Origin of the sequence: uncultured Thioclava sp., from assembly GCF_913064665.1 — a bacterium.
GTDB lineage: Bacteria > Pseudomonadota > Alphaproteobacteria > Rhodobacterales > Rhodobacteraceae > Thioclava > Thioclava arctica.
On record NZ_CAJYBT010000004.1, the window covers coordinates 59,650 to 84,240 of the forward strand.

General features: G+C 59.6%; 22 protein-coding genes. 11 read left to right on the plus strand and 11 right to left on the minus strand.

What is annotated here, in order from left to right; all coding sequences use genetic code 11:
* The first annotated feature begins 215 nt into the window (after positions 1–215).
* The 5 genes from QZ571_RS02580 to QZ571_RS02600 all read left to right on the plus strand — a co-directional run bounded on the left by QZ571_RS02580 (position 216) and on the right by QZ571_RS02600 (position 3,476).
* On the plus strand, positions 216–893 hold the full coding sequence (locus QZ571_RS02580; RefSeq protein WP_295531256.1) for an alpha/beta hydrolase: 678 nt from the start codon (positions 216–218) through the stop codon (positions 891–893).
* Complete coding sequence (locus QZ571_RS02585) at positions 893–1,147, plus strand: hypothetical protein (protein WP_295531259.1); 255 nt, start codon at positions 893–895, stop codon at positions 1,145–1,147. Before QZ571_RS02580 ends, QZ571_RS02585 begins: the two co-directional genes overlap by 1 nt.
* Positions 1,144–1,578, plus strand: a complete 435-nt coding sequence (locus tag QZ571_RS02590; protein WP_295531262.1) for a hypothetical protein — start codon at positions 1,144–1,146, stop codon at positions 1,576–1,578. Before QZ571_RS02585 ends, QZ571_RS02590 begins: the two co-directional genes overlap by 4 nt.
* Positions 1,575–2,168, plus strand: a complete 594-nt coding sequence (locus QZ571_RS02595) for an HD family hydrolase (RefSeq protein WP_295531265.1) — start codon at positions 1,575–1,577, stop codon at positions 2,166–2,168. The genes QZ571_RS02590 and QZ571_RS02595 overlap by 4 nt, the downstream gene beginning before the upstream one ends.
* Positions 2,169–2,264: 96 nt before the next feature.
* Positions 2,265–3,476 (plus strand): NADP-dependent isocitrate dehydrogenase, encoded by a 1,212-nt coding sequence (locus QZ571_RS02600; protein ID WP_295531268.1) that lies wholly within the window; start codon positions 2,265–2,267, stop codon positions 3,474–3,476.
* 57 nt (positions 3,477–3,533) lie between these two features.
* Here the strand turns inward: QZ571_RS02600 and QZ571_RS02605 are convergent, their stop codons facing one another.
* Entirely contained in the window at positions 3,534–3,749 is a 216-nt protein-coding gene (locus QZ571_RS02605; RefSeq protein ID WP_295531271.1) for a hypothetical protein, read from the minus strand.
* 406 nt (positions 3,750–4,155) lie between these two features.
* Here QZ571_RS02605 and QZ571_RS02610 point away from each other — a divergent pair, with 406 nt between their 5' ends.
* From QZ571_RS02610 to typA, 3 genes are all read left to right on the plus strand, one after another.
* Positions 4,156–4,773, plus strand: coding sequence for a YitT family protein (locus QZ571_RS02610; RefSeq protein ID WP_295531273.1), 618 nt, complete (start codon positions 4,156–4,158; stop codon positions 4,771–4,773).
* A gap of 84 nt (positions 4,774–4,857) precedes the next feature.
* Positions 4,858–5,478 (plus strand): YitT family protein, encoded by a 621-nt coding sequence (locus tag QZ571_RS02615; RefSeq protein WP_295531277.1) that lies wholly within the window; start codon positions 4,858–4,860, stop codon positions 5,476–5,478.
* A gap of 69 nt (positions 5,479–5,547) precedes the next feature.
* On the plus strand, positions 5,548–7,368 hold the full coding sequence (gene typA, locus QZ571_RS02620; protein WP_295531280.1) for a translational GTPase TypA: 1,821 nt from the start codon (positions 5,548–5,550) through the stop codon (positions 7,366–7,368).
* Between the two features lie 74 nt (positions 7,369–7,442).
* Here typA and lpdA read toward each other — a convergent pair whose 3' ends face one another.
* The 5 genes from lpdA to QZ571_RS02645 form a co-directional block, all read right to left on the minus strand.
* Positions 7,443–8,837: a dihydrolipoyl dehydrogenase gene (gene lpdA / locus QZ571_RS02625; protein WP_295531284.1), complete on the minus strand. Its 1,395-nt coding sequence runs from the start codon at positions 8,835–8,837 to the stop codon at positions 7,443–7,445.
* A gap of 36 nt (positions 8,838–8,873) precedes the next feature.
* Positions 8,874–9,458, minus strand: a complete 585-nt coding sequence (locus tag QZ571_RS02630) for a DUF924 family protein (RefSeq protein ID WP_295531287.1) — start codon at positions 9,456–9,458, stop codon at positions 8,874–8,876.
* 66 nt (positions 9,459–9,524) lie between these two features.
* Positions 9,525–10,823: an MFS transporter gene (locus QZ571_RS02635; protein ID WP_295531290.1), complete on the minus strand. Its 1,299-nt coding sequence runs from the start codon at positions 10,821–10,823 to the stop codon at positions 9,525–9,527.
* 91 nt (positions 10,824–10,914) lie between these two features.
* A complete protein-coding gene (queA, locus tag QZ571_RS02640; protein WP_295531293.1) occupies positions 10,915–11,976 on the minus strand; it encodes a tRNA preQ1(34) S-adenosylmethionine ribosyltransferase-isomerase QueA in 1,062 nt (353 codons plus the stop codon).
* A gap of 5 nt (positions 11,977–11,981) precedes the next feature.
* On the minus strand, positions 11,982–15,200 hold the full coding sequence (locus tag QZ571_RS02645; protein ID WP_295531296.1) for a hypothetical protein: 3,219 nt from the start codon (positions 15,198–15,200) through the stop codon (positions 11,982–11,984).
* A gap of 356 nt (positions 15,201–15,556) precedes the next feature.
* Here QZ571_RS02645 and QZ571_RS02650 point away from each other — a divergent pair, with 356 nt between their 5' ends.
* The 3 genes from QZ571_RS02650 (at position 15,557) to QZ571_RS02660 (ending at position 18,190) form a co-directional block, all read left to right on the plus strand.
* Positions 15,557–16,057 carry a peroxiredoxin gene (locus QZ571_RS02650; RefSeq protein ID WP_295531298.1) on the plus strand — a complete coding sequence of 167 codons (501 nt, stop codon included), beginning with the start codon at positions 15,557–15,559 and terminating at the stop codon, positions 16,055–16,057.
* Positions 16,058–16,350: 293 nt separating this feature from the next.
* Positions 16,351–17,667: a M23 family metallopeptidase gene (locus QZ571_RS02655; protein WP_295531301.1), complete on the plus strand. Its 1,317-nt coding sequence runs from the start codon at positions 16,351–16,353 to the stop codon at positions 17,665–17,667.
* Complete coding sequence (locus QZ571_RS02660) at positions 17,657–18,190, plus strand: polymer-forming cytoskeletal protein (protein ID WP_295531333.1); 534 nt, start codon at positions 17,657–17,659, stop codon at positions 18,188–18,190. The genes QZ571_RS02655 and QZ571_RS02660 overlap by 11 nt, the downstream gene beginning before the upstream one ends.
* 73 nt (positions 18,191–18,263) lie before the next feature.
* On the opposite strand, the gene QZ571_RS02665 is transcribed toward QZ571_RS02660, so the two are convergent.
* From QZ571_RS02665 to QZ571_RS02685, 5 genes are all read right to left on the minus strand, one after another.
* Positions 18,264–19,037, minus strand: coding sequence for a DUF2189 domain-containing protein (locus tag QZ571_RS02665; RefSeq protein ID WP_295531336.1), 774 nt, complete (start codon positions 19,035–19,037; stop codon positions 18,264–18,266).
* A gap of 103 nt (positions 19,038–19,140) precedes the next feature.
* Positions 19,141–19,872, minus strand: a complete 732-nt coding sequence (locus QZ571_RS02670) for an SDR family NAD(P)-dependent oxidoreductase (RefSeq protein ID WP_295531339.1) — start codon at positions 19,870–19,872, stop codon at positions 19,141–19,143.
* Positions 19,873–19,924: 52 nt separating this feature from the next.
* Positions 19,925–20,473 carry an AAA family ATPase gene (locus QZ571_RS02675; RefSeq protein WP_295531342.1) on the minus strand — a complete coding sequence of 183 codons (549 nt, stop codon included), beginning with the start codon at positions 20,471–20,473 and terminating at the stop codon, positions 19,925–19,927.
* Positions 20,474–20,477: 4 nt separating this feature from the next.
* A complete protein-coding gene (gene prfB, locus QZ571_RS02680; RefSeq protein ID WP_295531345.1) occupies positions 20,478–21,605 on the minus strand; it encodes a peptide chain release factor 2 in 1,128 nt (375 codons plus the stop codon).
* Positions 21,606–21,893: 288 nt separating this feature from the next.
* The gene (locus QZ571_RS02685; RefSeq protein ID WP_295531348.1) at positions 21,894–24,455 is read right to left on the minus strand and encodes a penicillin-binding protein 1A; all 2,562 of its coding nucleotides are present in this window, start codon (positions 24,453–24,455) and stop codon (positions 21,894–21,896) included.
* Positions 24,456–24,591: the final 136 nt, after the last annotated feature.

The window sequence follows — 24,591 nt, forward strand, 5'->3', positions numbered from 1 at the left end:
ATCGGCCCCAAACCGGGGCGAAATCGCCCCTGCGCACACACAAAACCCGCTAAAGCATTGACGCAAGCGCGAGGGCCGATTACCTCCACCCTACCCGATCCTCCAGCATAATGCCGGGGGTGGCTTCCTCCTAGGGTAGCCGCGCGTGTGCGTCAAGAAAAGCGCCACCTGCGCTGCGCGCCCAAAAGGCAGCGAACGAACGAAAACGAGAGACAATGCCCGAAGTCATTTTCCCCGGTCCCGAAGGTCGCCTTGAAGGGCGCTATCACCCGCAGCCCGCACCCGATGCGCCGATCGCCATCGTGCTGCATCCCGATCCGCAATTTGGCGGCACGATGAACAATCGTGTCGTGTACAATCTGCACTACGCCTTTTACAAAATGGGCTTCACCGTTTTGCGGTTCAATTTCCGCGGCGTGGGGCGCAGTCAGGGCGAATATGATCAGGGCATTGGCGAATTGTCCGATGCCGCTTCGGCGCTGGATTATCTGCAAACGATGAACCCCAATTCGAAACATTGCTGGGTCGCCGGGCACAGCTTTGGTGCCTGGATCGGCATGCAGCTGTTGATGCGCCGTCCTGAAATCACCGGGTTTATCTCGGTCGCGCCTCCGGGGCCCTCTTCGCCCGGTCCGGGCAATTACGACTATTCCTTCCTTGCGCCCTGCCCGTCCTCGGGTCTGATCATCAACGGCTCGAATGACCGCATCGCGCAACCCAAAGAGACCGAGCAGCTTGTGTCAAAACTGCATGAGCAAAAAGGGATCACCATCACCCATGAGGTGATGGAAGGGGCCGATCACTTCTTCAAGAATGAGGAAGAGCACATGAAGCCGATGATCGACATCGTTCAAACCTATGTGCGTCGTCGTTTGACCGAGGGCACGCGTTAATGGCGCTGATCGAGGATCTCGCCGAACAGCTTGCCCATGATGTGATCGAGGCGCAAAAAGAGCTTGGCGAGGATCGGTTCTATATTGATATCGGTAATTATATCGGCACCTCGAGCCCGTCCTTACAGGAAGCGTTCATGACGGCGTGTCGCCTGCGTTTGGCGGAACTGCGCGGGCGGGCCTATTTCGAGAAGCGATTGGGCGAGTTGCGCTCGGCAAAAAAGCCCGCGCCCGCCGAGGACGCGCCCAAGTGAGGCCAGCACGCGCGCGGTGGGTCTATGCCGCAGCGCTTGCGCTGGGTCTTTCGTTGCTTGTCGCGACGGGCTTTCACGCCTCGCATTTGATTTGCGAAAGCCGGCTTCAGGGCAGCGATAAAGGCATGGTCTTGCTTGCGGGCATGGGCGATCTGCTGCGCCATCCTGTCCATATGCTGACTCTGGTGGGCCCGCTTTGGGTTAGCTGGATGCTGCTTTTTCTGGCGTCGGCCAATCGCGCGCTCTCGCCGGTGATCGGCTTGGGCGTAGTGGTGATGTCGATCCTTGGCACCGTGGCTTTTTACGCTTTTCTCGCACCGCGCATCGCTTGCAATGCCTTTGGCGATGGCGCGATGACCTTGCGAATTGGCGCGTTTCTTGCGTTTCTGGCGGTGCTTTTGGCAATTCCAAGGCTTTGGAGGCAAAAATGAGCGAACGGCTTGCAGAGCAGATGGTCTTTTTGGCAGAGGTCGAAAAGCTCAAATCCGTCACGCGCGCGACGCCTATCCACGATGCTTCGCGCCCGGAAAACTCGGCCGAACATAGCTGGACCTTGGCGCTGTATGCGTTGATTTTGGCAGATCAGGCCCCCGCAGGGGTCGACATGAGCCGCGCGATCAAGATGCTTCTGATCCACGATCTGGTTGAGATCGACGTGGGCGATGTGCCGATCCATCTGCAAGGCGGGTCCGCGCATGGATCAGCCGAAATTCAGGCCGCAGAGGCGAAAGCGGCCGAACGCATTTTTGGGCTTCTTCCCCGTGATTTAGGCGATGAACTTCACGCGCTTTGGACCGAGTTCGAGGCCAATGAGACCCCCGATGCGATCTATGCGAAATCGCTGGATCGCACGCAGCCGGTCTTGCTGAACCTGCAAGCGGGCGGCGGGTCTTGGATCGACTATGATGTCAGCTATGAGCAGCTTGAAACCCGCATCGGCACCAAGATTGCCAATGGCCTGCCCGATGTCTGGGTTTGGGTGAAGGCCAAGGTCGCCCCTTGGTTTGCCGCGCGCAGCTGACGACTCTTCGTATACAATCGCATACCGACTAGCCAAGCGCCTCGGATTACGCTATGACGCGCTCAATTCTCGAGTCACCCAAACCAAGAGGGCAATATGACCAAGATCAAGGTAGAAAACCCCGTCGTCGAACTCGACGGCGATGAGATGACCCGCATTATCTGGGACTTCATCAAGAAGAAACTGATCCTGCCCTATCTCGATATCGACCTGAAATATTACGATCTTGGCATCGAGTCCCGCGACGCCACCGACGACCAGATCACCGTGGATGCCGCCGAGGCGATCAAGAAATACGGCGTGGGCGTGAAATGCGCCACCATCACCCCCGATGAAGCACGCGTCGAAGAGTTCGGCCTCAAGCGCATGTACCGCAGCCCCAACGGCACGATCCGCAACATCCTTGGCGGTGTGATCTTCCGCGAGCCGATCATCTGCAAGAACGTGCCGCGTCTGGTGCCGGGCTGGACCAAGCCGATCGTGGTTGGCCGTCACGCCTTTGGCGACCAGTACCGCGCCACCGACTTCCTGTTCCCCGGCAAGGGCAAGCTGACGATCAAATTCGTCGGCGACGACGGCACCGTGATCGAAAAGGACGTGTTCGACGCACCCTCCGCCGGTGTGACGATGGCGATGTATAACCTCGATGAATCGATCATCGACTTCGCCCGCGCCTCGATGAACTACGGTCTCGTCAAAGGCTGGCCGGTCTATCTGTCCACGAAAAACACCATCCTCAAGGCCTATGACGGTCGCTTTAAGGATCTGTTCCAGAAGGTGTTCGACGAAGAATTCGCCGACAAGTTCAAAGCCGCTGGCATCACCTATGAGCACCGCCTGATCGACGATATGGTCGCCTCGGCGATGAAATGGTCGGGCGGCTATGTCTGGGCGTGCAAAAACTACGATGGCGACGTGCAGTCCGACACCGTGGCGCAGGGCTTTGGCTCGCTGGGTCTGATGACCTCGGTGCTGATGACGCCCGATGGTCAGACGGTTGAGGCCGAAGCGGCGCATGGCACCGTGACGCGTCACTACCGCCAGCATCAGGCCGGTAAGGAAACCTCGACCAACTCGATCGCGTCGATCTTTGCTTGGACCGGTGGCCTCAAGCATCGCGCGAAACTCGACAATAACGCAGCGCTGCTGAACTTTGCCGAGACGCTGGAAAAAGTCTGCGTGCAGACGGTTGAAGATGGTCACATGACCAAGGATCTCGCGCTGCTGGTTGGCCCCGATCAGAAATGGCTCACCACGATGGGCTATCTCGAAAAGGTTGACGAGTATCTCAACAAAGCGCTGGCATAAGCCACGTTTTAGAAATGAGTTTGGGGGCCGGACGCAGGATGCGCCCGGCCCTTTCGCTTACCGGATGAACCTTCTGGGATCAGGCGGTGGTTCGTTTGGCCCCAAACCGATATCCTTGCGCAGATGGTTGCTCAGCACATCGACATTGACGGGTTTTGGACTGCGTGTAAGCAGGGCCAAGATGGCCGAGCGCAGCACTTTTCCCGCGCCGAATTTGGCGATTGCAGCCTCTATTGTGAACGGGTCGCTCTGATGGTCAACTGTTTGTATCATTTGATATTTCCGGCATGCGGACATGCGCCCGCGACCGGCCTTTCATCTAAGTTTGAAGGATGAGTCCTGGTGCGCGATTGCGACCAATACGGTCGGAAATCAGGCGGTTATATCAGACTCGGGTTACAGGAATGGGGCGTGGCCCCAAATAGTCAGCGCGTATGCTTAGCCTTGGCGTCGAGCCAAGCGGCGATAGCGCGACCGAGTTCCGAAACACGCGACGGAAGCAAGATGATAGATCATGATCTAGCCTCCTCTGATTGGGGCGTTTCGGAATGGCGCGATAACGCCCAGTGCTGTGATTCTATGCAACTCACGCGCGCGTGATTGCACAATTCCCCGTCAGATCGTGGCTTAACTGCACCACTGCTTGCGCAGGCGCGCGCCCCGTGGCAAGCCTCGGCGCATGAGCGATATCAACACCGTAAACCCCGCCCGTCACACCCTGCTGGAGGACACCCAAGGCCTGCTTAGCGGCACGGTTCTTGTGTCGCTTTCGGTGGTTTTTCTGCATGGCGCGGGGCTGTTTACAGGGCAGATCGCTGGGCTGTCGCTGGTGATCAGCTATCTGTCGGGCTGGAGCTTTGGCGCTGTGTTCTTCCTGCTCAACCTACCATTCTATTGGCTGGCCTTTCGCCGGATGGGGCTGCGTTTCACGCTCAAGACGATGATCTCGGTCGCGTTGCTATCAGCCATGACCGAGATCTGGCCGCATCTGATTAGCTTTGCCACTCTGCATCCGGGGGCTGCGACGACTTTGGCGGGGGTGACGGCGGGCGCGGGATTGCTGGCGTTGTTTCGCCATGGCGCAAGCCTTGGTGGAGTCGGGATCGTGGCGCTTTATCTGCAGGACAAAACCGGGTTCAAGGCGGGAAAGACGCAGATTTTGTTTGATTGCTGCGTGTTCCTGTTCGCGGTGTTTGTGCTTCCGCTTGATAAGGTCGGCTGGTCGCTGCTGGGCGCGATGGTGCTTAATATCATCATCATGATTAACCATCGTCGCGACCGCTATATCGCGATCTGAACGCCCCCAGCTATTCGCCCCCATCATAGCGGCTCTGCGCACAAGCAGCGTTGGCTTTCCCGTGGGATGCGTCATATTTAGGTCATGAATATTGACCTTAATACACCCGCCCACCCCCGCTATTCCGGCCTTGAGGATCTGCAAGGCTTGGTCGTAGCCTCTGCCCAAGCCGCGCTGGGTTTGCACCTGCTGCGCGCTGCGGGGCTGGTCACTGGCGGCACGGCGGGCACGGCGCTGATCTTGTCTTATGTCAGCGGCATCAGCTTTGGCGTCGTGTTTTTCGCGATCAACATCCCGTTTTACGCCTTTGCCTATTACGCGCGTGGCCTGCCCTTTGCGCTGAAAAGCCTAGCAACCGTCAGCCTTGTGTCAGTGATGGCCGAGGCGCTTAAGCCGCTTTTGCACGTTGATCACATCCATCCTGGCATCGCGGCGCTGCTGTTTGGCGTCTCGGCCGGGGTTGGCCTGCTTGGCCTGTTTCGCCACCAAGGCAGTCTGGGCGGCGTGTCGATCGTGGCGGTGATCTTGCAAGACAAGTTTGGCTTTCGCGCAGGCTGGACGCAGGCGATCCATGATCTGGTCTTGTTCGTGATCGCCAGCTTCATACTAGCGCCCGAGCAGGTGCTTTGGTCGCTGCTTGGGGCTTTGGTGCTCAATTTTGTGATCGCGATGAACCACCGGCGCGATTGGTATGTCGCGAACTGATCACCGGGACTAGCCAAGCCAACGCTTTTCCCTTATGGGCGGGGCAACTCAGAAAACAGGCGGTTTCTCATGGACCTTCGCAATATTGCGATCATTGCACACGTTGACCACGGCAAGACGACTCTGGTTGACCAACTTCTGCGCCAATCCGGCGCGTTTCGGGAAAATCAGGCTGTCGCGGAACGCGCGATGGACAGCAACGATATCGAACGCGAACGCGGTATCACCATTCTCGCCAAGGCGACCTCGGTGGAATGGAAAGGCACGCGCATCAATATCGTCGACACTCCCGGCCACGCCGATTTCGGCGGCGAGGTGGAGCGTATCCTAAGCATGGTGGACGGGGTTTGTCTGCTGGTGGACGCGGCCGAAGGCCCGATGCCGCAAACCAAATTCGTGACCTCCAAGGCGCTGGCGCTGGGTCTCAAGCCGATCGTCGTTCTCAACAAGGTGGACAAGCCCGCCGCTGAACCCGATCGCGCGCTGGATGAAGTGTTTGATCTGTTCGCCAACCTCGGCGCAGATGATCAGCAGTTGGACTTCCCCCATGTCTATGCTTCGGGCATCGGCGGCTGGGCGGATCTGGAACTCGACGGGCCGCGCAAGAATCTCGATGCTCTGTTTGATCTGATCGTGAAACATGTCGAGGCGCCCAAGCAGCTGGCCAACGAAGACAAACCGTTCCGCATGCTGGCGACCACGCTGGGCGCGGACCCGTTCATCGGGCGCATCCTGACCGGGCGCGTTGAGGCAGGACGCCTGAAAGTCGGTGATACGCTTAAGGCGCTGTCGCGCGAAGGCGACAAGATTGAGCAATTCCGTTGCACGAAAATCCTCGCCTTCCGTGGTCTTGGCCAGCAGCCTATCGATGAGGCCGTGGCGGGCGATATCGTGACCGTGGCGGGCATGTCCAAAGCCACTGTGGCCGATACGCTTTGCGCGCTTGAGGTCGAAGACGCGATCTTCTCGCAACCCATCGACCCGCCCACCATCTCGGTGACGTTTGGCATCAATGACAGCCCGCTCGCAGGCAAGGACGGCTCGAAAGTGCAATCGCGCGTGATCCGCGAACGCCTGATGAAAGAGGCCGAAACCAACGTCGCGATCAAGATCGAAGACACGCCCGGTGGCGAGGCGTTCGTCGTTTCGGGACGTGGCGAATTGCAGATGGGCGTCTTGATCGAAAACATGCGCCGCGAAGGGTTCGAACTGTCGATCTCGCGCCCGCGGGTGATTTTCCGCGAGGAAGACGGCCAGCGTCTGGAGCCGATCGAAGAGGTCATCGTCGATGTTGATGACGAATATTCCGGCGTCGTGATCGAAAAGCTGACTTCGTCCCGCAAGGGCGAGTTGACCGAGATGCGCCCCGCTGGCGTCGGCAAGACCCGCATCGTGGCACTGGTGCCTTCGCGCGGTCTGATCGGCTATCAGGGCGAGTTCATGACCGATACGCGCGGCAATGGCGTGCTCAACCGCATTTTCCATTCCTGGGCACCTTACAAGGGTCAGATCGACGGGCGTCGTCAGGGCGTGCTGATCTCGATGGATAGCGGGATTTCGGTGGCCTACGCGCTGTGGAACCTCGAAGAACGCGGCAAGATGTTCATCGGCGCACAAGAGCAGGTCTATACCGGCATGATCATTGGCGAGCATTCGCGCGACAACGATCTTGAGGTGAACCCGCTCAAGGGCAAGAAACTGACCAACGTGCGCGCAAGTGGCACCGATGAGGCCGTGCGCCTGACCACGCCGGTGCGTCTCAGCCTTGAAGAGGCAATCGCCTATATCAACGATGACGAACTGGTCGAAGTGACGCCCAAGGCGATCCGCCTGCGCAAGCGCCACCTTGACCCGCATGAGCGCAAACGCGCCACGCGCGCCGGGGCGTAACGCCCCTGCCAATGGGACATGAAAAAGGGGCGCTTGCGAGCGCCCCTTTTTGCTATTTCACGATGCGAGCCGCCTTAGAAATGCAGCGCGCGCCCATAGGCATCCAGCACCGATTCATGCATCATCTCGGACAGCGTCGGGTGCGGGAAGACGGTGTTCATCAGGTCTTCTTCGGTGGTCTCAAGCTGGCGGCCAATCACATAGCCCTGAATCAACTCGGTCACCTCAGCGCCAATCATATGCGCGCCCAGCAACTCGCCGGTCTTAGCGTCAAACACGGTTTTGACCATGCCCTCGGGTTCGCCCAATGCAATCGCCTTACCGTTGCCGATGAACGGGAAACGCCCGACCTTGACCTCAAAGCCCGCCTCTTTGGCTTTGGCCTCGGTCATGCCGACGCTCGCCACTTGCGGCTGGCAATAGGTGCAGCCCGCAATCGAGCCCGGCTTAATCGGATGGGCGTGTTTGCCCGCGATCAATTCGGCCACCATCACGCCCTCATGGCTGGCCTTGTGCGCAAGCCACGGCGCGCCCGCGATGTCACCAATCGCATAAACCCCGTCCACGCCAGTGCGGCAGAACTCATCCACGATCACATGGGTGCGGTCGATTTTAACGCCCGCGTCTTCCAGCCCCAGATCCTCGACATTGCCCACGATGCCAACGGCGGAAATCACGGTATCGACCTCAAGCGTCTCGGTCTTGCCGCCCGATTCCAGCGTCGCGATCACCTTGTCGGCCTTGCGATCCAGCTTGGTCACGGTGGTCTTTTCGCGGATCTTCATGCCCTGTTTCTCGAACTGCTTTTTCGCAAATTTCGAGATTTCCTCATCTTCGACAGGAAGCACGCGATCCATCACTTCGACGACCGTCGTGTCAGCGCCCAAAGTATTGAAGAAGCTTGCAAATTCGATGCCAATCGCGCCCGAACCAATGACCAGAAGTTTCTTGGGCTGATGGGGTGGTTGCAGCGCGTGCTTATAGGACCAAACGCGTTTGCCATCGGCCTCAAGCCCCGGCAAGTTACGCGCACGCGCGCCCGTCGCCAGAATGATATTCTTTGACGTGAGCTCCTCGGTGCCCTTGTCGGTCTTAACCGATACCTTGCCCGGGCCCGCCAGCTTGCCCACGCCCATCACAACGTCGATCTTGTTCTTCTTCATCAGATGCGACACGCCCGAGGAAAGCTGCTTGGCCACCCCACGAGACCGCTTGACCACCGCATCCAGATCATAGCCGATCTTCTCTGCGCTCAGCCCGAAATCCTTGGCGCGTTCCATCAAGTGAAACACTTCGGCCGAGCGCAACAGCGCCTTGGTAGGTATACAGCCCCAGTTGAGACAAATCCCGCCGATATGCTCGCGCTCGACAATGGCCACCTTGAGACCCAGTTGTGCCCCCCGGATGGCACTGACATAGCCCCCCGGCCCTGACCCTATCACGATCATATCGTAGCTTTTCGATGCCATGTCTTCTCTCCGGATAGAAATTAGTTTGACGCTAAACTATTTTGAATTTGCGTTCAACTCATCCTGTTCTGACAGCGCTTTGCGATAGCCCCCTTCGCGCATATAGGCCGCCTCTTCTGGGGTGGTTTCACGGTTCAATGCGTCATTGCGCCATGGAAAGCGCCCAAAGCGTTCGATGACGGATCGATGCGCGCGCGCGTGGCGCAGATTGTCAGTGCCGCGTAATCGATCGGTAAAAAAGACAATTGCGCGATCTTGATCCGCGAGATCTTCGGAATGCATGAAGGGTAGGTAAAAGAACTGCTGCAAGGGAGGGGGGATTTTCAAATCAAACCCCTCCGAGATTGCGCGGCCCGCATGTTGGCGCGCCTCCGGATCGGTGGCAAAGCTGCGCGCATCGTCGCGAAACATATTTCGGGGAAATTGGTCGAGCAGCAAGATCAGCGCCAGCGCCCCGCGCGGTGTTTGTGCCCAATCCGTCAGTGCGCCCTGTGCAGCCACCTGCCAAAGCGGCGCGTAGCGACATCGAATGGTGGCATCGGTTTCTTCGCTCGATGCATACCAGTTCGCTTGCCCGACATCGCGCGTCCAGAACGTAACGATCTCTTCAACACGGTCCATCTTGGCCCTCCCCCTGACGTTACTTGGGATTATGGTAGGGCAAGGAGGCGCTTGATCAAAGCGCTGTCAGGCGGCGGCATCCTTCACGTTTTGCGTAGCCGCCTCTGCCGCGGCCTCGTCGGCAGCCGCCTCTGCCTCTTCCTGCGCGACCTCCAGCACCGCCTCAACCGCGACCGCCGTGGCCGTGGGCGAGAGCACCGCATAGGCGCCGGTATCGGCAGGCGACAGCGACACGCGCCGCGTCATCCGCCAGCCCGCATACCCCGCAATCGCAAAAAACAGCACCCCGATATAAAGGAAAAACCCGCCCGGTCCGACGATCCCCATCAACCAACCCGTCACGATCGGCCCACTGACCGCGCCCAGCCCGTTGACGAACATCAACCCCGCCGAGGCCGAGGCCATATCCGAGTAATCCAGATAATCATTGGTATAAGCGATCAGCAGCGAATAAAGCGGGTTCGCAACGCCACCAATCAGAGCCGCCGCAAACAAAAGCACGAAAAACGGCGGATTGAACAACAAAACAACGCCCGTCATCACGCCGCCGATCAGCGCCGCACCTGCGATCAAAACACGACGATCCATCCGGTCCGAGGCCCAGCCGATCGGGTATTGCAGCACCATGCCCCCGACATAGATTGCGGCGACAAATTCCGATATCTCGCGCACGGTTAGCCCCGCCGCCGTGCCCCAGACCGAAGCCATCCCGAACATGGCCGAAAATACACCCCCCAGCAGGAAAATCCCGATCACCCCAAGCGGTGAAGTCTCCCAGAGCCGCTTGTAGGTCATGCGCTGGATCGTCTCGAAACTGGGTGCGGGCGAGGCCGACAACAGGATCGGCGTGAAGGAAATCGACACCAGCACCGAGGGGATCACAAACAGCAGATAGCCCGCCGGATCGCCGACGTTCAGCAAGCCTTGCGCGACGACGATTCCAAGCATCTGCATGATCATATACAGCGAAAGTGCTTGGCCGCGCGTCTCATTGGTGGCGCCCGCGTTCAGCCAGCTTTCAGCGGTGATATACACCCCCGAAAACGAGAACCCGATCAGCACCCGCATCACCATCCAGGCCGGCCAGGACGGCCAGGCGGCATACAGCACCAGAACCGCCGAGATCAGTGACCCAAGGGCTGCAAACACCCGCACATGCCCCACCCGCGCGATCAGACCCGGCACCATACGCGAGCCAAACAGGAAGCCCGCGAAATAGGCCGACATGACCAGCGACATATAGAACGTATCGATGCCCTCGATCCGGCCACGAATACCGAGCAACGTGCCCTGCATCCCGTTGCCCACCATCAACAGCAAAATCCCCAAAAGCAGGGGCCAGGTTTGGCGCAGCACTGTCAACATGATGGTCCCTCGGGGTTTGGCGGAAAAGATGCACACATCCAGCAGCGGCATCTAGGGCTGCATCGCTCAAGAAACAGGCCCGATTGCGACATTATGGGATCAGAAGCGACGAATCTCCGTAAGAGAAAAAACGATAACCATTTTTTACCGCATGATCATAGATCGAACGGATCCGATCTTGGCCCATTAACGCGGATACCAGCATCAGAAGCGTCGATTTTGGCAAATGGAAATTGGTCATCAAAGCGTCGGTGATGCGAAATGCGAATCCGGGATAGATAAAAATGTCGGTGGCGTCGCGAAATGCAACAATATGGCCGGGTGCCCCGCCCGGGGCGCGGGCCGCCGATTCGATCAGGCGCAAGGCGGTGGTGCCAACGGGTATGATGCGCCCGCCCGCGGCTTTGGTGGCGTTGATTTCCGCAGCGGCCTGCGCGCTGACCTCACCCCACTCAGAATGCATCTTGTGGGTGGTCACGTCATCGACCTTCACCGGCAGGAACGTGCCCGCGCCGACATGCAGGGTCACTTCGGTAAATTCCACACCTTTCGCGGCCAGCGCTTCAAGCAGCTCTTTGGTGAAATGCAAGCTCGCCGTCGGGGCGGCCACCGCCCCGGAATGACGCGCAAAAACCGTTTGATAATCGGATTTGTCGGCCTCGTCGGGGGCGCGCAGCGCAGCGATATAGGGCGGCAGAGGCATCGCGCCCGCCTGCGCCAAAGCGACGTCGAAATCCTCACCCTCAAGATTGAAGCTCAGACGCAACTGCCCCTCCGCGATCGCGACTACATCCGCAGACAGCGCGCTGGAAAACACAATCCGCTCGCCCGGTTTGACCTTGCGCAGGGGCTTGGCCAGCGCCGCCCATTCCCCCCCCGGCGCAGGCTCCAAAAGCGTAACCTCAATCTTGGCACTGACCTCGCCTTGCGCGGATTGACGGGTGCGCGACCCGGTCAGGCGCGCCGGGATCACCTTGGTATTGTTCAAGACCAACCGATCACCGGGGCGGAAAATATCCACCAGATCAAAGACATGGCGGTCTGAAATTGCATCCCCTTCGGCCAATAACAAACGCGCCGAATCCCGCGGACGCGCCGGTCGGGTTGCAATCAGCCCCTCGGGCAAATCAAAGTCGAAATCCGCAAGCTGCATTCGGTTCACTCATTCAAGACCGGTGGCGGCGCGGCGCGAAACAGCTCTCGCGAGGCCCCCGGTGCCAACAGGGACAGCGGATTGATCGAGACCTTGGGCTGGGTCGCACTGCCCGCCAAGGAATAGGAAAATCCAAACAGCCCTTCGCCTTTCTTGGCAAATATCTGCCCGATCCCGTTGATCAGATAAAAGGGTGAGATCACACCCTTCATATCCAGCTTCCCGGACTGCGGATAATAATTGCCCACCATCGTCACCCCCATCGAGGCCCCGACAGCCGAGCCCCTTGTGACGCTGACCCCTTTGGGCGTCAAGCGGAAGGATGCGTCAACGGTGTTGAACAAAATCCCCTCGCCCCCAAGCTGCTCGAGCAGCCCGACGCCCGAAGCCGCCGACAAAAGCGACGCCAGAACCGGCGCATCCTTGACCCGCAGATCCTTGATCTGGGCCTGTCCCTGATAGCTTTTCTGTCCCAGCGGGGTCAGCACCATGACGCCCTGCCCGCCGCGCGCCGTGCGATAAATCCCGGCAGCCGCCAGCACCGCACCCGCATCATTGGTCTGCAAACGCACCGCCGCGCGCCCGCTTTTGTCCGGTACAACAACCCCCGCAATCGGGCTGGCACCGTTGATGCGCGCCTGAAACGGCCCCGTAAGGCTCGGTTTGGTCGCGAAATTACCGCGAAACCCGGTCAGCGCGATACCATCGCTCACCTGCACCTTATCCAGCGCCACCGAGATTTTCGAGCTGCCCGCGCCCGTGCCCGCTCCACCTGAACCAAAATTGGCTTTGCTCAGATCAAGGCGGCCGGAATGCACCTCGACATTCAGCGCACGCCCTGCCCCCTGACCCACCAGATCGGCATTGCCGGCAAACCAATTCCCGATACGCAGGCTCGGGAAGCGGGCGCGCACCAAGGCCCCACCTTTGTTGAGGTCCACGGACCCTTTTGCCGCCAGCCCCGGCGCATCCAGCGACAGGGCGCTGATCTCTGCTGGCTGACCCAGCGTGCCCGACAGCGCCAATTTGCCCTGTGAAGAGGCGCCTTTGGACCAGCCGATCTGCGGGATCGACAGGGCGATCCCTTTGAGATCGCTGCTTAGCGTGAATTTCGTCGGCGCATCTTTCGTCAGATCAAGCGCGATCGACCCCCAGCCCGTCCCGCGCACCATCCCCGAGGGCAAACCAACACCAAAGGCCTGCAAGGCCGCTGGCGTGATCTCGATGAACCCTTTGACGTTCGAATGACCCTTGCCCGCAGGCCCAAAGCGTTGATCCCACGCCGCATCAAAACGTGCGCCCGATAGCGAGCCCTTGCCCGAAATCACCATCCCCGCATTGTCGGCATGCAGAGTCAGCTTGTCAGCGCGCAAAGGACGCCCCGGCACCAGAGTATCGCTGTTCACCTCGGTCAGGCGCGCGGTGACGTCAAAACCGATCTCATCGGCGGGCACATTGGGCTTGAGCGGCAGTTTGATCACCGAGCGCGCCTCGGCCCAACCCTTGGCGATATCAGTGCCCATTCCGGCCTTTTTGAGAAACTCGAAGGGCGGCTGATCCAACAGTGACAGTGCTGCCGGGATCGGTGAGCGCGTTATCAGTGTCACCACCGCAGGCGCGGGTTTGATGCGGATATCGGGCACCACAAGCTGAGTATCGGCCACCTCGATGCGCCCACCCGACGGGGCGGTGATATGCCCCTCCTCAACCTTGAGCGCCTGACGCGAGCCAATGATCGTGGCATAGCCGCGCCCTTGTTGAACCGGAGGCAGCGTACGCACAACGCGCACATCGGCCCCTCGAAATTCATAGTTCAGCGCCACGCGCGGCTCCACACCGGGTTGCAAGCGCACCGCCGCGCGCACCCGGCGCAACTGACCCGTGACGACGTTCTCTGCGACCCAATCGCGGGTTTGGGGCACCAGCGCGGGCGGCCACAGACGCAGCAAGCTAGGTTGGTCGATCTGGTCAATCCCGGCATCCAGCGAAACACGCCAGCCCTTGTCGCTTGCCGCTGCAAACCCCTTGGCCGAGATTTTCGTCTTATCATCGGTCAGTTCAAGCTGGCCGAGATCCATGCGAAACGGGTTGAGCGAAAGTTTGAAATCAGCAGCGCCTTGCGAGAACTGGGCTGGGGCCTCAAACAGGCCTTCGGGATCAAGTTGCAAATCCGAAATGGCAATCTGACCCAGCAAGGACTGCGGCAGACCGTTTTTCAGATCGCGCAAATAGGCCTGTCCGCTGGCGCGCAACCGCACCGCACGGCTGTCAATGGCAAGATCGGACAGCGCGATGCGTTGTTGGGCCCGATCGTAGTTCAGATACAGCTTGCCCGAGCGGATCTCGATCGGCTGCACGCCGGGCGCGGGTTTGATCGCCCCTTTGCCAATCTCAAGCATCGCGTTGAGCCCGGTCAGCGTGCCCGTGCTATCCAACCCCGAGCGCAGCGCCCCCGAAATCGGCGCATCCAACACGCCAAGTGCGGCCAAAGCGGGGGATTGCACCGCCAGATCACGCGCAGGCAGGCCAGTCACGGCAGCCCCAAAACTGGCCTCAAGCCCTTGTTTCTGTGTGGTCATCGAAATCGCGACCTGGGCTGGTTTCTGCTTTGCCATGGGGCCGGTATCGCCCAGATCAAAGCCAAGGGTGACCGAAATTTCCTGTGCGTTCTGCACCAGCTTGACGTTGCCCTGCGAGACCCGCCACAGTCGATCAAGCCGTTCATCCATCATCCGCAACTGCATATCTTCGGCGGAAATCGTGCGCAGATTGCGCAACGCGGGCACGTCAAACACCTGCTCGAAGGCCTCGACGCCATCTGACACACTGGTTGCGGATAGCGATCCAAACATCTCGCCACCGCCCAGATCCAAATCGAGACGCCCGTCCGGCAGACGATGTAGCGACAGGCTTGCGCCACGAATGGTGAAAGAGCGTGGCTCGATTTTGCCCCGCAGCAATGGCTGCGTCCAAAGCGTGGCGCGTAATTCAGGAAGCACGGCGATGGGTAGACCTGAGGGCCGCTCGAGTTGAACCATCCGGGCGCGCAGTCTTGGGCGCAGCCCTTCGGTCACCACAAGGTCGATCCCGCCCGAGATCGAGATTTTAAGCCGTCCCTGAAGCGCCGCATTGGCGCGCGTTTCCAGCTGCGACACCATCCATTGCGGCACCGAAATCGGGCGATGGGTCACAACGAGATAGGCGAAAAGTGCGGCGATCGCCAAGAAGGGTCCGATCAGCAACAGGGTCAGGCCAAACTTACCGCGACGGCGACCATAAGAAGGTCTTTTTAGTTTATCTTCAATAGATTGCGCAGCATTTTTAATGTTGTCATCAGGCATAGCCACCCCTGACGCGCGCCCTTCCGGCGCCCGTGACAACTCCGCTTTGCGGGAGTGGGGCTTGTCTTGCTCCATTGCCATTCTTCAGGGCATCTCCTTGGCGTCCTCCTGAGTGAGCCGCGCGCTACGTGCGGTCACCGGCGAACGTGTTCGGCTTGCCCCACCTTCCTGCCTCGTGCTTAATCATCCCTTAAGCTTGGCTCAAAAGTAAGCCCCAACATGCATCGGAGGATCAAGACGTGATCAAACTTGGCGAAAAAGCGCCTGATTTCACCCTTCCCGCAACCGGTGGCGCGGCCTTTGAGGGTGCGAAATTGATCACGCCCGAGGGCAATTTGACCCTGTCACAGGCGCGCCCCGCCAAAGTGGTTGTGTATTTCTACCCCAAGGATAACACGCCCGGCTGCACCACGGAGGCGCTGGATTTCACGCGATTGGCGGGCGAGTTCGCCGCCGCTGGCGCGGTGGTCATCGGCATCTCGAAAGACAGCCTCAAAAAGCATGAGAATTTCTGCTCCAAACATGATCTCGGGATCTATCTTGCCTCTGATGATGACGCGCAGACCTGTGAAACCTACGGGGTCTGGGCCGAAAAATCCATGTATGGCAAAAGCTTCTGGGGCATTCTTCGCGCGACATTCCTGATTGATGGCACCGGAAATGTCGCACAGATCTGGCCTAAGGTTAGCGTTAAGGGCCATGCCCAAGAAGTCCTGGACGCTGTGCGCGCCGCGACCTGAGGCACTGCAAGTGCCGGGCCAACGGCTTTCGCGTAAACGTGACAAACCTGTGAGTTCAAACGAAAAAACGAGCCAAAGCGTGCCGTTGTTTCGGCAGAAAACCGCCGATCTCGGGCGCGTGAGGGAACTGCGACCCGATCTTCGTGCAAAAACGGTTGCCCGAACCTGCCCCCCTTGTTACTCCCTCATGCAGACCGGCAGTGTGCGTTATCCACAGGGCGGAGGAGCCCTTTGCTGTCCCCGTTCGCGGCCCTCGGGCCATCCATGCACGAAAACAAGACAGGATCGACGGCTTGCCCAGACGCATTCTCGACCGCCTGAACTCGCGCCTTGAGCGCTGGCTGCCCGAACAGCGGCTGTTCCTGAAATCAGACAGCGCGACCCGGTTTGTGCGGCTGCGACCGCTGACGCAGGCAAGTGTTTTGGCGATTGGCGCTGGACTGTTCTCTTGGGCCACGCTTGCGAGTTCGATGCTGTTTATCGAGGGCATTTCTTCGGGCGGGGCTGCGCAAAACGAGAAAATCGCGAAAGCCGCTTTTGAGCGCCGTCTTGATACGCTGTCGCAAGAACGCGACGCGCGCGCCGCCGAAGCACTGGCCGCGCAGGATCGTTTTCAAACGGCGATGACGCAGGTGTCACAGATGCAATCGGCGCTGCTCTCGTCAGAAGAGCGCAAGCGCGAATTGGAAACCGGGATTGGCGTGATCCAGTCCACCCTGCGCCGCACCATGGACGAACGTGACGAAGCGCGCACCAAATTGGCCAAGGTCGAAGGTGTGGGCTCCGCTGGTGGCGCCACGCAAGCGGCCCGCGCGCAAGATATGGCGAAAACGGTCGACTTCCTGAGCGCTGCCTTGGGCCAGACCGCGCAGGAACGCGACAGTGCAACGGCCGATGCCAAGACCGCGCAGCTCGCGGTGGACCGCATCGCGATGCAAAAACGCCTGATGGAAGAGCGCAACGACGAGATTTTCACAACGCTTGAGGGGGCCGTGAAAATCTCGATGGAGCCTTTGGACAAGGTCTTCAAACAAGCGGGCATGGACCCCGAGCATGTGCTGGCCCAAATCAAGCGCGGCTATTCGGGCACGGGCGGACCACTGACCACGATCTCTTTGTCCTCCAAGGGCACGGCGGATCTAGGCGGCGACACCGCGCGCGCCGAGGATATTCTGCGCAAGCTTGACGATATGAACATGTATCGCATCGCCGTGGACAAGCTGCCCTTCGCGATGCCGGTCAAATCGCATTTTCGCTTTTCGTCGCCCTTTGGCTGGCGCTGGGGCAAGATGCATGAGGGCGTCGATATGGCTGCGCCCACTGGCACGCCGGTCTATGCCCCCGCTGACGGAGTTGTGATCGCAGCCGAGTGGGAGCGCGGTTATGGCAATCTTATCAAGATCCGCCACGAATTCGGGATCACGACCCGCTATGGCCACCTATCCAAAATCCGTGTGAAGGTGGGTCAAAAGGTGTCGCAAGGTGAGAGAATTGCTGATATGGGATCAACCGGGCACTCTACCGGTCCGCATCTGCACTACGAGATCCGGATCAGTGGCAAAGCAATCAATCCGATGACCTTCATCAAGGCTGGCAAGAATGTTTTCTAAAAGCAAAATCCATGAATCCGGCGCAAAACCCGGTACCGAAACTGACAAGCAAGCTGCAGCGGGCACTGCGCCGCCGCCGCGTCCCTCGTCAAGCGAGTATACCCCCTCGTCCTCACCGCGCGTAAAACTTGCGCCTTCGGTGTTGTCTGCGGATCTGACCGTAACGGGCAACCTCAAAACCAGCGGCGATATTCAAGTCGAGGGAGTGGTTGAGGGTGATATCCGCGCGCATCTGCTGACCGTGGGCGAAACCGCCACGATCAAGGGTGAAATCATTGCCGATGACGTTGTCGTCAATGGTCGTGTGGTGGGCCGCGTACGCGGTCTGAAAGTGCGCCTGACCTCGACCGCACGGGTCGAAGGCGACATCATCCACAAAACCATCGCGATCGAAAGCGGTGCGCATTTTGAAGGTTCGGTTCAGCGTCAAGACGACCCGCTGCAGACCGGCCAAGGCACGCCCAAGCTGGCCCCGCCTCGGGCTGAGCCCGCGCCGGCCCCCGGTGCTCCGGACACGAAATAAGCGCCTCCTTTTACGGAACGCAAGAAAGGGCAGCTCTCGGGCTGCCCTTTGTCATTTCTGCATTCAGTTTCGGTTAGCTGGTGAGGTGGCGATACATGTGCCAACTGGCATGGCCCAACACCGGCAGCACGACGAGCAGCCCCAAGAACATCGGGATCATGCCAATGAACAGGCTGCCCGCGATCACGATCCCCCAGACCCCCATCGAAACCGGATTGGCCGCAACAGCACGCATCGAGGTCAGGATCGCGGTGATGATGTCAATTTCGCGTTCCATCAAAAGCGGCAAGCCGACCACGGTGAAGGAAAACAGCACCAGCGCAAAGCCCGCACCAATCAACGAGCCAACCGCCAGCATCACCAACCCCTGCCCCGAAAACAGAATCTCGGGCGAGGAGCTGACATTGGTAAATGCCGACAGCCCCATGAACAGCGCGAAGGTGGTATGCGCCACAAAGACCCAGAACATGAACATCATCAGGATCAGCATCGCCATCGAGGGGATCTGCCGATCCTTTTGCGAGATGCAACATGAGATGACCTGGCCCCAGATCAGCGGCTCTCCCGCTTCGATCCGGCGGCTGATTTCATACAGCCCAATCGCGGCAAAGGGTGCAAGCAGCGGAAACCCCAGCGCGAACGGGATCAGCCACCATTCCTGCCCTTCCGCGGCAAACACGAACCACAGAATAATCCCGCCCAGAACGTAGAATCCCGAAAACGCCAACCCAAACACTGGCGCGCGCATGAAATCACGCAGACCTGCGCGCAAAATCTGTGGAATTTCGGACACCGAGACATCGCGGAATTGCGGCAACTCTGATGGCTCAGACATCACTTCGTGCATTTCTCTCTCCCTGATTACGCGCGCTCTCTCCCAAAAGCGCGTGACATCAGGTTGCGTCACGAAGCCGTGATCTGTCGAGAAAAATCAACGCTGCAACGCGGCATTACATCCGCGCGGTCAGCCAGAGCGAGAGCCGATAAGGAAGGCGGCGCAACAGCTTGAGCCCCCAGGTCAGGCGGCGCGGAAAATGCGTCTCAAATTTGCGCCCTGCCAGCCCGTCGGCGATCCGGCGCGCGGCGGCATCGGGTTCGATCATGAAGGGCATGTCGAAGTCATTCTTCTCGATCAGGCGCGTATTCACGAACCCCGGAGAGATCAGCCGCACGTCGATCTCGGGCGCAAATTCCACCCGCAGGGATTCGACAAGATTGATCACTGCGGCCTTGGAAGCCGAGTAAAGCTGCCCCTTTGGCAACCCGAAATAGCCCGCAACCGAGCCGAAAATCACCAATTGCCCGCCCTCACGCAGCAAGCCTTTGGCGGCTTGGGCAAACCACAGCGTGCCCAGAAGATTGACCTCAACCAGCTTGCGCGCGCTGTCGCGTTCGATCTGGCTGACATAGCCGGGATCATACATCGCGGCTGTGGTGATCATCCCATCCAGCGGCCCGCCCAACAGGATTTCGCCGCGCGCATCATCCAGACTTTCAGGGTCGGAAATGTCGAAGGGCACAACCTCGCCCTGCCCCAATTCCGTTGCGAGCGTCTTGAGCGGATCGACCGAACGCGCCGACAGCACCAGCCGCGCCCCGCGCCCTGCCAATTCGCGCGCAAGCGCCTGCCCGATACCCGAACTCGCGCCGACGATCCAAATCCGTTTTCCGTTGAAATCCATGCCCGCCGCTCCTTTGGTTGCAAAAGGTTACGCGCAAAGGCAGCGCTTGGTTTCATTGCAAGCTTTGCAAGCACGCACCAACAAGGTGGTCCAGATCATCCGCCCCAGACAAATAGAGCACCGGTTCGGTTCGACCCGCCAACCATTCGCGATGACGCGCCAGCGAGCGGCCCGAGAAATAGGGCTCGTCATAGCTCGCAGCCCATTTCAGAAAGGCGGAATGATTGTGATGCATATCGCCCCCCGGTTTGATCCGATCGCCGAATTTGAGCGTCTCGCGCTTGCGGATGCGCGCCAGACGGGTCGGGGTGGGCGCGGTGAGAAAAATGATGGCATCAAGGCCGCCCAAGGCCAAATCACCCCACCCATCCAAGGACCCAGACAGCACCCAGCCGCCATCTATCCCTTGGCCCAGTTGATCAGCGGCGATCAGGGCCAGCCGCTCTTGGACCGGGCGTTTTTGGGTGAAAGGCGGCTCGGTGGGGGCCCAGAAATAGCTGTCCGTATCAAGATGGGGTACGTTAAGCGCCTTCGCGAGCGCCCGTCCCAGCGACGAGGTGCCCGATCCTGCGGCGCCGGTGATATGAACCCGCGCCGCCATGCGATCAGTCCTCTGCCTGCGCGTCGGCGCGGCTTTTTCCCTCGACCCCCAGCGCAAGGGTCGCGGCCATGAACCCGTCCAGATCGCCGTCCAGCACCCCTTGAGAATCCGAGGTCTCGTAATTGGTGCGCAAGTCTTTGACCATCTGATAGGGCTGCAAGACGTAAGACCGGATCTGGTTGCCCCAACCCGCATCGCCCTTGTTTTCATGCGCCTCGTTGATGGCGGCGTTGCGACGGTCCATCTCCATCTGATAGAGCCGCGATTTCAACGCTTTCATCGCGATGTCACGGTTTTGGTGCTGCGATTTTTCCGAAGATGTCACCACGATCCCGGTCGGGATATGGGTGATGCGCACCGCCGAGTCGGTGGTGTTGACGTGCTGCCCGCCCGCGCCCGACGAGCGATAGGTGTCAATGCGGATATCGTTGGGGGCAACCTCGATCTCGATATTGTCGTCCACCACCGGATAGACCCAGACCGAGCTGAACGAGGTATGCCGGCGCGCGGCGGAATCATAGGGGCTGATGCGCACCAGACGATGAACACCGCTTTCCGATTTCAGCCAGCCATAGGCATTGGGCCCGGTGATTTTATAGGTCGCGGATTTGATGCCTGCCTCTTCGCCTGCGGTTTCCGATTGCAGATCGACCTCGTAGCCCTTTTTCTCGGCCCAGCGGACATACATCCGCGCCAGCATCGAGGCCCAGTCACAGCTTTCCGTGCCCCCGGCTCCCGAGTGGATCTCGAGGAAGGTGTCATTGCCATCCGCCTCGCCATCCAAAAGCGCCTCAAGCTCTTTTTTGTCGGCCTCTTCTTTCAGGGCGCGCAGCGATTTCTCCGCCTCGGCGATGATCTCGTCATCGCCCTCCATCTCGCCCATCTCGATCAGCTCGATATTGTCGGTCAGCTCTTGGTCGATGCGCGAATAGGTTTCGAATTTATCCAACAATTGCTGGCGATCGCGCATCAGCTTTTGCGCGCGCGCCTGATCGTCCCACAGGCTGGGATCCTCGATCATCGCGTTGAATTCCTCAATCCGGTGCGGCGCGGTTTCCAAGTCCATGCGCTGGCCCAACAGGCTCAGCGATTTGCGGATCGCATCGGCGATATTTTGCGTCTCGGCGCGCATGAGTCATCCTTTGAAAAGTCTTGGCGCGGTGATACGAAATCAGAGCCGCGCCCGCAAGCGGGCTGAGTGCGCGCGATGATCGAGCGGCCATGCGGCCTTGGTTGCGGCCCCTTCAAAACCCGCGCGAATCTGCGCCCCGCGGCGTTTGCCATAGCGCAGGCTCCAACCGATCATCAACGCGAACGCCGTGATCCACATCGCCAAGCTAACAGCATCAACACGAAGGGTCGAACGCCACAACTGACATGGGCATTCCGCGCAGTCCCCTTTTCGCGCGCAGGGGGCGGCTTAATACAGCCCGCCCGCGCTAAGCGTTCCGAAATCGGCCTTTTTCGGAATGACCTTGGTCTTGCCCGTCGAAGTGGTGATGGTCTGGCTTGCCTCTTCGCTTTGGCCCGGGGCAAAGAGCGGCAGGTTCACGCCCATGCCAAACCCGCCATCCACAACCAGCGCGCCCAGCCCCGACATATCCTGCCCAGGGCGCAGATATTCGGCCTGCACGAACTCGCCCGTCGCGCTGTCTGACAAGCGCTCGCCGGTGTAGCGATTGAACTTCACCCAAGTGCCCCCCGGGGGAACCTTGAAATTGGTGCCGCCGAAATCCTTGACCGCCTCTTTCATGAACTCGTTGAACACCGGCACACACAGCGTGCCGCCATAGGCATGCGCCCCAAGCGAGCGCGGGTTGTCATAGCCCATGTAGCACGAGGCCACGATGTTGGATGTAAAGCCGGTGAACCAAACATCTTTGGCGTCATTCGTGGTGCCTGTCTTGCCGGCGACCGGCACCGGCAAGTTCACGCCCTTGCCAGAGCCGCGTTTGATCACACCCTGCATCAACGAGATCATCTGATAGGCGGTGATCGGGTCGATGATCTGTTCGCGATGGCTGGTGATCTGCGGTCCGCGCCCCTCGGGAAGGTTCGGGTCATCGCAGGTATCGCAGGTGCGCGTGTCATGGCGATAAATCGTGCGCCCATAGCGATCTTGCACGCGGTCCACAAGCGTCGGTTCCACCCGTTCGCCGCCATTGGCAAACATCGCATAGGCCGAGATCAGCCGGAACATCGTGGTTTCCTGCGCGCCCAAAGCATTGGCCAAGAACTCGCGCATATCGTCATAAACGCCAAATTTCTCGGCATAGGCGGCAATCGTATCCATGCCGATTTCCTGCGCGATGCGAATCGTCATCAGGTTGCGCGAGTGTTCCAGCCCGGTGCGCATCGGCGTGGGACCGTAATAGCGGTTCGAGGCGTTCTTCGGGCGCCACATGCCCTGCGGCGTGTTCACCTCGATCGGGGCGTCGATCACGATCGTCTCGGGCGAGAACCCACTATCAAGAGCCGCCGCATAGACGAAGGGTTTGAAGTTTGATCCCGGCTGGCGTTCTGCCTGCGTGGCGCGGTTAAACACCGAAGACTGATACGAGAACCCGCCCTGCATCGCCAGCACGCGCCCGGTATGCACATCCATCGCCATGAACGCGCCCTCAACCTTGGGCACTTGGCGCAGCGTCCAGCGAATGAACGAGCCGTCACTGTCTTTGGTCATTGCGCGCACTTCGACGACATCGCCGGTTTCCAGCAGATCTTGCGCCTTTTTCGCGCGCGGACCCAGCTTGCCATCCGCGTTCAATTTGCGTGCCCAAGTGACATCTTCGGGCGCAATCCAGTGGCCGTCTGCGTCTTCTTTGATGCCTTCGATCCCGATGCGCGCAGAATTGCCATCAAAGCCCAGAACAACCGCGGGATGCCAGCCGGCGACATCGCGGGGCGCTTTAACGGTGGGTACATCGGCCAAAGCGGCGCGCCACGCGGCCTCATCGCCCAGCTTGTCTTGCGCGATCTTTGCGCCCGTGCCGCGCCAGATACCAAGGCCGCGATCATAATCTTCAAGCGCGCGCTGCAATGCCTTGCCCGCAAGGGCCTGCAAATCGGGGTTCACTGTCGCGCGGATCGTCAGACCGCCGCCGAAAAATTCCTCGCGCCCAAAGCTTTTGGACAACTGGCGGCGGATTTCATCGGTGAAGTAGTCGCGCGGCGGAAGTTGCTCGCGAAACGGCGGGTAGTCGCCATTTTGCACAGACTTGAGCGGCGAGGCCTGTTCTTTATCCAGCATGGCCTTGTCGATCCGGCCATCCTCATACATCCGGCGCAGCACATAGTTGCGCCGCAGTGTGGCCTTTTGCAAATCACGCACCGGGTGCAGCGCCGCAGGGGCCTTGGGCAGAGCCGCCAGATAGGCCGCCTCGCCGGGCGTCAATTGCGACAGGGTCTTGTCGAAATAAGTCTGCGCCGCAGCCGCCACCCCGTAAGAGTTCTGACCCAGATAAATTTCGTTGAGATACAGTTCGAGAATGCGATCCTTGCTCAGGACCTGCTCGATGCGCGAGGACAGGATCAATTCTTTGATCTTGCGCTCAATCTTGCGATCTGAGGACAGCAGCAGGTTCTTGGTGAGCTGTTGCGTGATCGTCGAGGCACCGCGCACATCACGCCCGCCCGTCTTCACCGCCGTAATCACCGCCGAGGCGATGCCGAGCGGATCAAAACCAGAGTGATAGTAGAAATTCTTATCCTCGGCCGAAATAAACGCGCCTTTGACCAGATCGGGAATATCTTGGCTGGGCACGAACAGGCGGCGCTGCTCGGCGAATTCGTCGATCAGGCGGCCATTGCCGTTGTAAATGCGCGAGATCGTCTTGGGGCGATATTGCGCCAACTGGTCGGTGCTGGGCAGATCGCGGGAATAGATCCAAAAGATCGCCCCGATTGTGAGGGCAGCAAAAACCAGCCCGGTCACAACCCAGGAAAACACGCCACCAATGGAGCTAAGAATGAATCGGACCAAGAGATATCCCTCGCAAGGGGCGCCGATCGCCCCGGTTTGCCCTGCCTATACATCGCGTTTACGTGAGGGTCAAAGTAATGCGCCATCACGCAATCGGGAAGTGGCGCTGCGTTCAAATCTTTGCGGCATGCGCGGA

Bases quoted from the DNA above. Each gene is read 5' to 3' on its own strand.
- QZ571_RS02580 (WP_295531256.1), top strand. From the start codon at position 216: ATGCCCGAAGTCATTTTCCCCGGTCCCGAAGGTCGCCTTGAAGGGCGC.
- QZ571_RS02585 (WP_295531259.1), top strand. From the start codon at position 893: ATGGCGCTGATCGAGGATCTCGCCGAACAGCTTGCCCATGATGTGATC.
- QZ571_RS02595 (WP_295531265.1), top strand. From the start codon at position 1,575: ATGAGCGAACGGCTTGCAGAGCAGATGGTCTTTTTGGCAGAGGTCGAA.
- QZ571_RS02600 (WP_295531268.1), top strand. From the start codon at position 2,265: ATGACCAAGATCAAGGTAGAAAACCCCGTCGTCGAACTCGACGGCGAT.
- QZ571_RS02605 (WP_295531271.1), bottom strand. From the start codon at position 3,749: ATGATACAAACAGTTGACCATCAGAGCGACCCGTTCACAATAGAGGCT.
- QZ571_RS02610 (WP_295531273.1), top strand. From the start codon at position 4,156: ATGAGCGATATCAACACCGTAAACCCCGCCCGTCACACCCTGCTGGAG.
- QZ571_RS02615 (WP_295531277.1), top strand. From the start codon at position 4,858: ATGAATATTGACCTTAATACACCCGCCCACCCCCGCTATTCCGGCCTT.
- typA (WP_295531280.1), top strand. From the start codon at position 5,548: ATGGACCTTCGCAATATTGCGATCATTGCACACGTTGACCACGGCAAG.
- lpdA (WP_295531284.1), bottom strand. From the start codon at position 8,837: ATGGCATCGAAAAGCTACGATATGATCGTGATAGGGTCAGGGCCGGGG.
- QZ571_RS02630 (WP_295531287.1), bottom strand. From the start codon at position 9,458: ATGGACCGTGTTGAAGAGATCGTTACGTTCTGGACGCGCGATGTCGGG.
- QZ571_RS02635 (WP_295531290.1), bottom strand. From the start codon at position 10,823: ATGTTGACAGTGCTGCGCCAAACCTGGCCCCTGCTTTTGGGGATTTTG.
- queA (WP_295531293.1), bottom strand. From the start codon at position 11,976: ATGCAGCTTGCGGATTTCGACTTTGATTTGCCCGAGGGGCTGATTGCA.
- QZ571_RS02660 (WP_295531333.1), top strand. From the start codon at position 17,657: ATGTTTTCTAAAAGCAAAATCCATGAATCCGGCGCAAAACCCGGTACC.
- QZ571_RS02665 (WP_295531336.1), bottom strand. From the start codon at position 19,037: ATGCACGAAGTGATGTCTGAGCCATCAGAGTTGCCGCAATTCCGCGAT.
- QZ571_RS02670 (WP_295531339.1), bottom strand. From the start codon at position 19,872: ATGGATTTCAACGGAAAACGGATTTGGATCGTCGGCGCGAGTTCGGGT.
- QZ571_RS02675 (WP_295531342.1), bottom strand. From the start codon at position 20,473: ATGGCGGCGCGGGTTCATATCACCGGCGCCGCAGGATCGGGCACCTCG.
- prfB (WP_295531345.1), bottom strand. From the start codon at position 21,605: ATGCGCGCCGAGACGCAAAATATCGCCGATGCGATCCGCAAATCGCTG.